The 12,768-nt window shown below is 37.6% G+C and carries 6 protein-coding genes; all 6 read left to right on the top strand.

Features of this window, described 5'->3' with window-relative positions:
- The first annotated feature begins 193 nt into the window (after positions 1 to 193).
- The 6 genes from BM008_RS03025 to BM008_RS03050 all read left to right on the top strand — a co-directional run bounded on the left by BM008_RS03025 (position 194) and on the right by BM008_RS03050 (position 12,589).
- Positions 194 to 1,363 carry a PGF-pre-PGF domain-containing protein gene (locus tag BM008_RS03025; RefSeq protein WP_177187940.1) on the top strand — a complete coding sequence of 390 codons (1,170 nt, stop codon included), beginning with the start codon at positions 194 to 196 and terminating at the stop codon, positions 1,361 to 1,363.
- A 38-nt stretch (positions 1,364 to 1,401) separates the two neighbouring features.
- Positions 1,402 to 3,870 (top strand): PGF-pre-PGF domain-containing protein, encoded by a 2,469-nt coding sequence (locus tag BM008_RS03030; RefSeq protein ID WP_091932993.1) that lies wholly within the window; start codon positions 1,402 to 1,404, stop codon positions 3,868 to 3,870.
- A gap of 214 nt (positions 3,871 to 4,084) precedes the next feature.
- Entirely contained in the window at positions 4,085 to 6,217 is a 2,133-nt protein-coding gene (locus BM008_RS03035; protein ID WP_143072255.1) for a hypothetical protein, read from the top strand.
- A 190-nt stretch (positions 6,218 to 6,407) separates the two neighbouring features.
- Positions 6,408 to 8,117, top strand: a complete 1,710-nt coding sequence (locus BM008_RS03040; protein WP_091932999.1) for an outer membrane protein assembly factor BamB family protein — start codon at positions 6,408 to 6,410, stop codon at positions 8,115 to 8,117.
- Positions 8,118 to 8,470: 353 nt separating this feature from the next.
- On the top strand, positions 8,471 to 11,203 hold the full coding sequence (locus BM008_RS03045) for an outer membrane protein assembly factor BamB family protein (protein WP_091933002.1): 2,733 nt from the start codon (positions 8,471 to 8,473) through the stop codon (positions 11,201 to 11,203).
- Positions 11,204 to 12,115: 912 nt separating this feature from the next.
- Entirely contained in the window at positions 12,116 to 12,589 is a 474-nt protein-coding gene (locus BM008_RS03050; protein ID WP_091933005.1) for a DUF4430 domain-containing protein, read from the top strand.
- The last annotated feature ends 179 nt before the right edge of the window (positions 12,590 to 12,768 follow it).

A 12,768-nucleotide genomic window follows, 5' to 3' on the forward strand; every position in this document is an offset into this window, starting at 1 on the left:
GTTTTATTTCTTTAGATGAAAGAATGGTGGTCTTGCACCTGTAAACTCATAATAATGATGATGAGTACGTCCAATGCTTTTTCAGCATATTTATATACAAAGAACATATTTGTTTTAGAAATATTAAGTTGTATATGAATATGAGGTATATATGATAGCTAAAAAGATAACATCTTATTTTGGGGTTTTATTATTGATCTTATTTTTGTGCGGAACCAATGCTCTTTGTTCTGGTGAAATTACAGCTACAAGAAGCATATCAGATACATCTGTCGATGCAGGTGATACTTTCACAGTGACAATTGATTTTTATTTTAATGATCAAATGACCGGTCCGAAAATAGAAGAAAGCTTGCCTATTGGATGGGTAGTCAATGAGGTTGATTCAGGGGATGCTTATTTTAAGAGCAGTACCACAAAAAGCATGTGGAATTGGAATAGTGATATCAGCTCTGGTGAAACACTTTCTATTAGTTATGATGTTACTGTGCCAAATTCAACTACTAATGGAGAATATTCTATTTCTGGTACAGCTTCTGCTTATGTCCCCGATAGTCAAGCTCTTGTTGAAGATGATATCTGCGAAGTTTCGATCACAGGTGACACACAGGTAACTGTAGGTGAAGCATCTTCTTCCTCATCATCCTCCAGCTCTTCATCCTCCAGTGGCGGGGGCGGAGGAGGTGGCGGTGGTGGAACCTCTGGTGAAGTGTATGAGAACATTATGAAAAAGGAAGTTGAATCTGTATTCATTAATAAAGGTAGTAGCAGCAAATATGAATTTTCAGCTGATGAGAATGCAATTGATTATGTACAGTTCACTGGCCTTAAGAACTCAGGACAGATATCCACTACAATAGAAGTTCTCAATGCCAGATCAACATTTGCTGATTCAGATGCACCGGGACTGGTATACCAGAACATGAACATCTGGGTGGGCAAAGTTGGTTTTGCAACATCAGATAATATTGAAGATCCTGTCATAGGATTCAGTGTAAAGAAGGAATGGCTGGAAGAGAATGGTCTTTCATCAGATGAGGTAATTCTTTACAGGTATTCAGATGATGTATGGAATGAACTTGAGACAAGTGTTCTGAGTGAAGCCGATACATGCGTTTATTTTGAATCCAAAACACTTGGTTTCTCTCCATTTGCAATAGCCGCTCCGGCAAAAGAAGAAACAGTTGTTTCATCATCTGCAGGTGAGAATGTAGAAGAACTTAGATCAACATCTGAACCTATTGAAGAAGAAACATCCACTCCTGTGGAATCGTCTCAAAGTTCCCCTGGATTTGGAGTTTTAATAGGAATTGCCGGTGTAATTATTGCTGGTATTTTCATCACAATGAAAGGTAGAAGATAATTCTACTTTTTTGCAGAAAAAACTAAGGTGAATAAGAGATGGGGAAAAGCAAAATACCACTTCTTATCTTTTTACTGCTCCTATCTCTATTCTCTTTTTCTGCACAAGCTTTAGACCAAGACCTGAACTTAGCAAATGTTTCTGAAATAGAAACATATTCCGAAGCAACAGCGGTTTCCCTTTCGACTAAGATAAGTCCTTCAATATCGATAATAGTTTCACCTGATGCAATTGATCTTGGCAGATTGTCAGCAGGTATGTCCAGTGACGTGCATGAGGTGGGAATATTCAATAAAGGTAGTTCTAAGATCTATGTCACTTCTGAGGTCATAGACGCTGCAAAGGACCTTTATGTGGATGGAATTGAACTTGATGATGCTTCCTGGACACACTATAAAAAGACAATATCTCCTGGAGAATGCATTGGATCTGGTCTGCAGTTGAACGTACCGGAAGAGTACGTTGGTATTGGTTCAATGGAAGGTAAATTGGTATTCTGGGCGGAATTAAAAGAAAACAATGCCCCTGTCATTGAAAAAATAGAAGATATAACTGTAAATAGTTCTGATAAGGTAAAGATAATTCTGCATGCTTATGATCCGGATAACGATAAATTGACATATTCAACCACGGCGAAGTTTGGAAACCTTTATGGCAATATCTTTGAATGGGACACAACAGGAATAGGACCTGGAGCTCATAAGGTCACATTCTCGGTTTCAGATGGCTATGCATCGGACTCAGAGACTGTGCTTATCACTATTAATGCTGCAAATGACAATAATGACTTTCCTATAGCTAATTTTACATCTAATGTGACAGAGGGAAAGATCCCCTTAAGTGTAATGTTCGTTGACATGTCCGTGAATGCTACATCATGGAAATGGGATCTTGGAGATGGTACATATTCCACAGGCAGGAATATTGTACATACCTACACTGAAGCTGGTAATTATACCATATCTCTTGAAGCTGGAAATAATTTCGGGAATTGCACTGAGAAAAGAACAGATCACATCATTGCTTATCCCCGGATAATAATTTCTTTTGTATCTCCATCGAGTAGCTATATTACAGATCAGACAGGTGCTTCCAGATTGTTTGAAGTTACCACTGATGAAGTTGCAAATATTACCTGGACCCTTGACAACGTAGACATACAAACGAATAATTCCACCAGGGCAGCTTCTTATTATTGTTCTTCAGCAAAGAACGGAGTACATGATCTCACGATATATGCTGAGAACATGAATGGGACTGCACAAAAGAAATGGATATGGAACGTGACGTCCATTTCATCTTCAGATAGTTCAGGTAGCAGTTCTTCAGGTGGACGGTATGTCAGTGGGGGAGGCTATTTCGGAGAAAATTATGACAATATTCTGAATAAAGTGTCCAAAAGTCAGAATGTGCTGGCTAAAAGAACAACGACATTTTCCTTTAACTCAGAAGATAACCCTATAGATTCTGTTAGTTTTATTGCTTTGAAGAATTCCGGTGTTATAAGCACTACAATTGAAATATTGAAAGGAATTTCAACACTGGTATCTGCTCCACCTTCCGGAGAAGTATATAAGTATGTCAATATCTGGGTTGGCGATACAGGATTTGCAACTCCGGATAATATTGAGAATGCAGTGATCACGTTCAAGGTTGAAAAGGTATGGATATCAGAGAATGACGTTCGTGAATCTCGTATATCTCTTTACAGGTACAGTGGAAGTAAATGGAATGAACTGGACACGCTTAAAGTAAAAGAGGATGATGAATATGTTTATTTTGAGTCTGAAACACCCGGATTTTCTCCATTTGCCATTACTGGAATAAAAAAGGATGTACCTTTAAATACAGATGTAAGTACATTAAGATCAACATCAGAGGAAGTTCTATCTTCTTCCAATGAGCCGTTTGCTCAGGAATTACTGTCAACCGATGCTTCATCATCAGGTATCAGCAGATGGACATGGATATTATTCTTATTGCTACTGTTTACCGGCATTTGTATCTATGTAGGGGAGAGAAAAGGTCTCCTTTCTTTCGGGAAGAACAAACATGAAAATGTTATCTTCAAGGATACACTTTCATGTGAAATAGTTCCTGATGGTCTTACTATTTGTTACTTTGATACTGAGGAAGATCCAATAAAATATATTCAATTCAAAATAATTGATAATTCCAGAGACATGGAAGTAAAGGTGGAAGTGCTGAGGAACAGATCCCTTTTTGTAAAGGTCGATCCTCCTGGTAAAGTATATAGGCACCTCAATATCTGGATCGTTGCAGAAGGACTTGATCCTTCGACAATGGATACTTCAACAGTAGCCTTTAAGGTCGTTCGTTCATGGATCGAAGAGAATGGAATTGATGTTTCATCTATAGCTCTGTTCAGGTATGTGGATGATATGTGGCATGAACTGCCTACTGAAATGCTTGAAGAAAATGATGATAACTTAGTCTTTGGAGCACAGACACCTGGTTTTTCTTCATTTGCAATATGCAGTGTTTAGTATTTTATTTACATATCATGAGAGATCTTGATCAACACTACTTCTATTGATCTTATGTACGCACGGTTATCTTTACAGGTAATATACGTAGTCTGGATCGGTCTATTTATATGTAATTAAATTTTCTGTATGGACAAAGTAAAAAATTATGGAAACTAATTGATATGGTTCCTATCTTTATTCTTTAAGAAATGGACCTATCTGGTGTATTATCATGAAATGCGTATTGAACATCTCCACTCACTCGTTTGTAATTGCGTCGCTAATAATGGTGTTTACATCTGTTCCAGTATCGGGTATTTCATATGAAGAGTTCAATGCATCATATTCTCATAGTATGGTCACCACTGATGGCTTACAGGAAATGATCCATTATTGGTTAAATGATGAGCAGCTTCCCCTTGAAGAATATGATCTGGAAATTGTAAAAGATGTTCAAACCGGTTATGGAAATGTAAGTTATTTCTCTATTACCAAAACAAGTGGTGAGCCAATTGATACCAATGACCTTATTATCGTAACTTTTAATCCCAATGCACGCGGGAATAGAACAAGAGTGATTTTACCCGGTGTAACAAACACAAAAACCCTTTCATTTGTTGGAACATCGCCTTTCTGGAATGTGGGTAATTTCCCCATTGATGGGCAGTTCTTTGGAGATCTTATATTAAAGCCTGGCATGACCATAATTGCTGATGAGTATTCCGTTTATACTGGTGGTACCTGGGATCCAGATAGAGGTGATTATGTACTTGATGCAGATGGACACATTACCGGTATGCAGGCAATGTTTGCTGACTGGGGAAATGATCCTTCAGACCCGTCTGACGATTCATTGCAACCCGGAGATGTTGTTTCCGTTATGCTCATTGATTCATCAAAAGATGAGATCATTTTTGAAAAGGAAGTTATTGTTTCGGGCTATCCTAAGCAACCAATAAGGTTAGCAGAAGGTGGAGCTAATTTCAATATGAGTTCTCCTATTGATGATGGCTTTATCACTTTGGGATATCTTGGAGGTACTTCAGTGTATCCTGAGAATATTGCTATTGAAGTTTCTCATGGTCTGCCCGTGATGAATGTTTTCCTTGATGATGATACCATATCATATCCATTGAATTCTCCACTGTTACCTGGAGATTCGATCAACATCTCTTTTGAAAACTGGGTATATGGTCCTAACAGCCAGGTAAAAGGTGTTTTACTGGGCAGTCAGGTTGTTTGTAAAGATGAAGTTTTCAGATTATCTGTAATAGATACTTCTTCCAATGAAGTTCTTGATTCAGAACTTCTCATAATGGATGGAGGTGTTCTTCCTGATATAGTGGAGAAAGATGCACTGACATTAAAAGAACTCCAGACGTGGATACATTGCTGGCTAAATGATATGTCTGAGCCACATTTATCGCCTTCTGCTGAGTTCCACATTGAATTACACAAGGATATTGAAACTGGATATGGTAATCTTAGTTATCTAAGTATTCAGCAAACAGCAGGAGATGTGATCCACACAAAGGATTTCAAGATCATCACTACAAATCCGAATGCAAGAGGCTCCAATAAGACCAGGGGGGTCCTGCCAAATATTAATAACACAAATACGTTATCTTTGATCGGTGCATCTCCTTTTCTGAATCTGGGCAATTTCCCTACAACGGGACAATTCTTTGGGGAATTTGTGATGGAGCCGGGGATTACTATTGTTGCTGATGAATATTCCAATTTTGCTGGTGCGACCTGGGATCCAGACAGAGGAGATTATATAAAAGATCCAAAGGGATATCAAACAGGTATGCAGGCGATGTTTGCTGACTGGGGTGATGATCCTTCAGATCCTTCTGATGATTCACTTTCTGCTGGAGACTCCGTGAATATCAAAATTATCTATACACCAACAGGCAAGATACTTTTTGATGATAATGTCACAGTTAATGAAGATACTGAAACCTATTATCCTTATCTGGTCTCTGATCTTGATGGTGATGTTTCACTAATTGGAAACAACATTACATTTGTTTATGAGGGTGGCTATCCCCTCTATAGTGAGCAATTAAAAGTTATTTGTATGACAGGTGAACTTCCAGCAGTAAATATAATTGATAAAAGTGAGATTGATTTCCATCTTTCTGATCCTTTATACTATGATGTCGGAGTTGATAAGCATCTCTTGGATCAGGGAGATGTGATTGAGATCGATCTTTCAACATTAGATGTTTCAAATTCAGGTAGCGGAGGATTCATGCTTGGGAATCTGATTTTATACGAGGGAGATAAAGTTACTTTCATGTTGGTTGATACGGATACCGGACAAGTTGTAAATGTGCAGGAGCTGGAAATGAGTGATTAAACTTGCTTACGGGATCAATCAAAGAACTCGATTTGGTAATTTGTAGATAATCTTCAAAAGTAGGATACAACCTTGTTATCTTTTAAGGTATCATGTTTTAGCTACAACTCCAGCTATATATAGTCTTCTTCTTTAAGCATGAAATATTAGTTACCAATTGTATGGAAGTGCTATCGTTTCTCTCCCAAAAATGACAAATACAAGACTATGGCTTGTTTCATTAGCTATTTTCACACTTCTGCCCTATTGTGTGTCCGCATCAGACTGGACCCAGTTCCAGCATGATACTTACAACAGTGGAACAAGTATGGACAAAGCTCCGATAACATACCCGGATTTAAATCTTTCATGGGATTATACATTCTCTGGTACAGCAGGATTATCGAATGTATATAGCCCTCCACTTGTTGTGAATGACACGGTATACGCTGTCACGCCAGATGGAAGTGTTAGTGCAATTAACAAGAGAACTGGTATTGAAAAATGGAGTATTTCTCTTGGTTATATTGGCTATCAGCTGGGTGCACCAGCTTTTGGAAATAGTACTTTGTTCATCCCAACATATACAGGAAAAATATTTACAATTGATGCTGAAAATGGAAATGTGGCATGGAATATATCTCATGGAGGAAAGTGGGGTTTTACTCCTGTTACATATGATGAACACAGGATATTTTTTGGATACTGCAGTGACTGGGAAGGAACAGAGGGAAAGTATTACTGTTATTATGATAACGGAACAAAGGGGTGGGAGCGAGATTCCACAACAACCGGTGGTTATTATTGGGCAGGTGCAACTGTAGTCGGTGATTTTCTTATATTTGGTGATTCAGAAGGATTTTTAACTTCAGTGTATAAAGAGAAAGGGACATTACGAGATGAAATTAATGTGGCATCAGTTTTTGGACTTTCAGACATAGGTAGTATTAAGTCTTCCGTTTCTTATAATGAGATGAACAGCAAGCTATATTTTACTTCAGAAGGGGCAAGTAAAGGATATTTGTTGTCTATTGTGTTCAATGAAGATGGTACATTTGATGTTTATGATAAATGCTCAGTCGAGATCTTACCCAGTACCTCTACCCCTGCGTATTATAATGGTCGGGTCTACGCGGGATCAGGTGATCATGACACAGGCGGTAAATTATATTGTTTCAATGGGTCAGACCTGAGTGAAATATGGGAATATGTTCCTAATGGAGGTATAAAAGCATCTCCTGTGATAAGTACCGCATACGATGACGGGGAAGGAGAAGTGTATATTTATTTCACTACCAATACTGATAAGGGAAGAGCTTACTGCCTGCGTGATCATTCAGACAATAATGCTTCGGAAGAAGTCTGGTACTATCAGCCTCCTTCCGATAAATATCAGTACATCCTTCAGGGAGTTGCAATATCAGATGGATGGCTGTATTTCGGTAACGATGGCGGTTATCTTTTTGGACTGGCCACTGAAGAAAGCATCAAAATAGCTGCTTTTGAAGCAGAGCCGAGTTCAGGTATTGCACCTCTTACGGTACAGTTTAATGATACTTCGATCGGTGCTGTTTCGTGGGAATGGGATGTTGACGGAGATGGTGAAGTTGATCACTATGATCAGAATCCTGTGCATGTGTACACAGTTCCCGGAAAATACACTGTTTCTATTAATGTAACAAGTTCCAATCGCAATGATATGTTGGTCATGGAAGATTACATTTATGTAGGCGATGACTGGAATCCGTGGAATGATGAGGATTCAGAAGGAATTCCTGATGGAAGCTACATAACGATAGATGAGGTAATAGAAGCTTATAACTGCTGGAGGTATGATGATGTTTCCGATACAGGTTATGATGTATCTATTGATGATGTTATTGAAATGTACAATGCATGGCGATTTAATGTCGCAATGTGAAGTAACAGCTTAGCATCATCAATATATTCTCTGATGATCTAAAGCTAAAATCTTGAATATTGGAGTATTTTTTATGGAATAATGGAGCATCAAGTGAAAGTTAATGCTTTTCTGGAAAATAGTTGCTCCTCTATTTTATTTCAAAAGCTAATGTATATTTGCATTTATTTTTTGTTTATATGTGTTGCTGAATTAGCTTTCTTTTAGTGAAAAATATCTGACATTACTTTAAGTTAAAAACAGATCATGGTAGCAGTGCAACACATGTTTTGTGAGTTTTATCCTCAGTTCAGTCTCACAATATGAAAAGTTCTAATCGCATCATGAATCCTGTTTTATAGAGGTGAGTAAAAATGATGACTAAAGGAAGAAAAGGGACTTTCAAGTTAATAGTAGTGTTCTTGCTATGTTTACTGTTTGTTCCATCAACAGTATCAGCATCTGACTGGGAACAGTTTCAGGGAGACATACATAATACTGGTGTAACAGAAGACAAGGCTCCCATTACCTATCCGGTAGGGAATGAATATTCATGGGCTACAAAAGCAATTAGTGCAGATGGGTATTTAGGTTTTGATTCAGCTTTCATTGCATTAGATGGTGTTCTTTATGTGGTAGGTTGCGATCACAATTTAAGGGCACTATATATGGGAAATGGTACCGAGATATGGTCAACCAATACTGGTGAAGGTTTTCATCTTGGAAGTATCGCAGCAGGCAATGACAGCATATTTGTTTCTACATACACGAGTTGGTTATATTGTATTAACAGTACAACGGGTGTTGTAGAGTGGAAAGCAGATGAAAGACTGTATGTTGGCGAAGTTAATAAAAACTATCAGATGAACACACCCGTAGTCTATGACGACCATAAGGTCTACTTTGGTGGCTGGTTATCAGATGTAACATACGAAAACTATTCTAGATATTATTGCTATTATGATAACGGCACAAAATGCTGGGAGCGCCAGACTACAACTGACAGTGGATACTATTGGACAGGCGCTGCTGTAATTGATGATTATCTGGTTTATGCGGATATAGGTGGCTATCTGGTTTCTGTGTACAAAAACACCGGTCTTACAAGAGATCAATTGGACCTTTCTTTAACATATGGTTTTGATTCAGGAAATGTCTATTCTTCTATCTGCTATGCTGAGGAGCTGGGTCGCATATACTTAACTTCCAAAGGTGGTTATTTATATTCTATAGGTATGAATTCTGATGGTACTTTTGATACTGTAGATAAACAATATGCTAAACTCCCCAGTACAAGTAAATCCACACCTGCTTACTATAATGGAAAAGTGTATTTTGGTACTGGTTCTGTATTTGGTGGTGCTGGTTCCGGTCTGCTATGTTATAATGCGAGCAATGTTTCTGAGAAACTCTGGTCATATAGCAATGCAACAGCTATCCAGTCGTCTCCGGTTATCAGTACAGCTTACGATGATGGTGACGGTGAGATATATATCTATTTTACTACCAATGTTGCAAATGGAACTGTATATTGTATTAATGGATCAGGAATTGAACAATGGACCTATACAGCACCTTCAGAAATAAATGAGTATACTTTACAGGGAGTGACTATTTCTGACGGATGGCTTTTCTATGGGAATGACGCACGTTATGTGTTTGGGATGGCAACGAAAGAATCGCTTGGTAAAGTCCACTACATTGATAATAGTAGTTCTCTTCAGGATGAAATCTATGATGCAGAGAATGGTGATACAATAATGCTGTCTCCTGGTATCTATAACGTTTCATTGGACCCGTTAACCGGATACTCTTCATTGTACATTAACAAGAGTGATCTGATCTTCGAGGCTGATGGTGGAGAAGTGATAATTGTTCCTGACACGGATGCCTGTCCTTCTCTCATGTTTGGTGTGGCAGATGCAGACGATACTGCAGGTTGCGATGCTTCTGGAACTACTTTTAAGGGAATAAATTTTGCTGGCTTTGATATGATAGGTACTGCAAACAATGATCTTAAAAGCAACCAGGTTCTTAGCAATTTACGGTTTGAGACTTGTACATTCTCTGATGTTGATATTCATTATATCCATAATGATTCTTATGTGATGAATTGTACATTCTCTGATGGCCCCGATCTTATGATATGTGGGGATAATATAATTATTGAAGGCAATAATGGTACTTTCAAAGGAATGGAACTGAGCACAGACCTGTCAGGTGCATCTGATCTAACAATTAGGAATAATTCTTTCAGTCTGGATGGTTCACTCGATCTAAGTGATGTATCCTACCTGATGGAGGGCAACATAATTCATGCAGTATCATCCGGTATCCAGTGCCAGATAAATAATTCAGCTTCGTTTATCCTAAACAATGATTTCACGAACATTTCTCTGTTGTCACTGGGCGGACAGGTGTACCTGAACAATATAATAGACTGTAATGATATGGAATTTGTTCTGGCTTCAGGAACCTTCAATACATCCGATCCAGTAAATTATACATACAAAGATACAAATTATGCCAGCTATCTGGGCAATTATTATTCCGATTATTCCGGTACCGATGTCAATGACGATGGTATTGGTGATGACCCTGTTACAGATAGTTCAAATGGAGGCATAGATTACTATCCTTTGACAGGTAAATGGATCAGTTCCACAAGTGAAATTGAAGCACCAGTTGCTGACTTCTCTGCAAATATCACTTCAGGAAATGCACCTCTGACCGTACAGTTCACAGATATGACCAGTGCTACGTTATCATGGGACTGGGATCTTGATAATGATGGTGTAATTGATTCAACTGACCAGAACCCGGTGTTCACCTATACTACTGCAGGTAGGTATTCAGTTAACTTAACGATCCACGGATCAACTGCAAGTGATTCCGAACTCAAGGTTGACTATATTTATGTGGCCGATGACTGGAACCCATGGAATGACGCTGGTTCAGTAAGTGGAAGTTACATATCCATAGATGAGGTCATCGAGGCTTATAATTGCTGGAGATACGATAACACTGCATCTTATACAGGTTATAGTGTCTCAATCGATGATGTGATTTCCATGTACAATGCCTGGAGGTATAATGATCAAATGTGATGGGTTAAAAGAGCTGATCTCCTCTTGACAATAGCATTTTCAGGTACATTTTAAATGTATGTTAACAGGAGAAAGGAATAATTTTTTCTCCGGGATTTTTTATTCTTATATAAAAAAGCTTTAACTTATATTTACATCATATAAAATGATATTATTAGTTTTCTCTGTAATGTCATGCTTCCTGTTTTAATGCAATTTTTGGCTCTGTAGAAATCCTGTTTATATAAACGACATAAACGTTGTTTTTTTTATATTTCCAAAAAAACAACCTATAAGCTAAAAACAAAGTAACCATCCGCCGAAGGTGGCACTTTCCAATCCCTCTGTATAAAGGAACATTGCATTTATGCTTGAGAATTCTACAGAAGACTCGTAAAGTAAGTACGGTGTGTTTGCAGATTCTTTTGTATTGTCTTGTGGGAAACGCCGGCTTCGCCGGGCCTTTCGGGATAATTCAGGTTATTAATGAAAGACGATAAATCGATATACATGACAAAACCGGTCTACTTTTTTTAAGTATTACTGGCAGGAGTTCTACGGAGCTCATTTTTTAAAAAGGATAAGTTTTCAGAGTATTATTCATTATAGAAAACAGAAGACAATAATTGCTTTTGTTTTAAGTTGGAAATATGGAGCTTTAACTTATTATTTATTCAATTGGCTTAATTGCTAAATACTAATATTTTGTTGATTAAAAGATAACCTACGTATTTTCTATCATTTTGATTCTCTTTAATCGTGATTTATATTTTATATAATCTTGTAAACTAATGTATATTAATCTTTTACATATAGTTATATGTTAAAAAGTTCATTACTGAATAGAATGTTAACAGTTGAATATCCACAAAACACCAATTCAGTGTTATGTTTTTCAATTGACTGCATTCTTAAAATATGGGAGAAAAATAAATGAAAATAAGATCAATTCTAAAAATTGCGATAGTTATGCTTTTTGCTATGGCATTGCTTACTGTACCAGCAGCAGCTTCAATAGACATTGACGAAGACGTAGATCTGTCAACAGGCACATTTACATTTGTACCTTCAAACAATGCAAGTGCCAGTTACACTGTAAACTGGATGACGGTTATGGGTGCGCTCGAGAAAGCTCAGGATGAGAATATCTTAACATACAGTGCAGCTGATACCTGGTATGACGATTACGGTTCTTTCTATCTTACAGATATCAATGGAGTTTCTGATGACTATGACAACCATAAGGCATGGTTCCTTTACATTGATGGTGAGTATTTATCATATGGTCTTGGACTTAATTCGATCGATGAAGAAGAATGTGCCCAATTCAAATACCATGAATATGACACTACCACATGGGAACCTATTGGAAATCCAATTCACTCAATAGACCTTAATGTAGAATAATCTCTCCTTTTTAAATCCGGAGTTCCGGATTTCTTTTTTTGTTTTTAGGGATCTAAAGTCTTTGTAGATATCAAATCTGCACTTTGTCTTCATCCATATTTTCTACAATCTCACATATTTTGATAGTTTTTAAGAGGCATTCGCTTATCAAAACCAATGTCAACAGCGAATCTATCATA

The organism is Methanolobus profundi (genome assembly GCF_900114835.1).
Taxonomy (GTDB): domain Archaea; phylum Halobacteriota; class Methanosarcinia; order Methanosarcinales; family Methanosarcinaceae; genus Methanolobus; species Methanolobus profundi.

Excerpts from the sequence above, each read along its gene's own strand:
- BM008_RS03035 (WP_143072255.1), top strand. The coding sequence starts at position 4,085 with ATGAAATGCGTATTGAACATCTCCACTCACTCGTTTGTAATTGCGTCG.
- BM008_RS03045 (WP_091933002.1), top strand. The coding sequence starts at position 8,471 with ATGATGACTAAAGGAAGAAAAGGGACTTTCAAGTTAATAGTAGTGTTC.
- BM008_RS03030 (WP_091932993.1), top strand. The coding sequence starts at position 1,402 with ATGGGGAAAAGCAAAATACCACTTCTTATCTTTTTACTGCTCCTATCT.
- BM008_RS03040 (WP_091932999.1), top strand. The coding sequence starts at position 6,408 with ATGACAAATACAAGACTATGGCTTGTTTCATTAGCTATTTTCACACTT.
- BM008_RS03050 (WP_091933005.1), top strand. The coding sequence starts at position 12,116 with ATGAAAATAAGATCAATTCTAAAAATTGCGATAGTTATGCTTTTTGCT.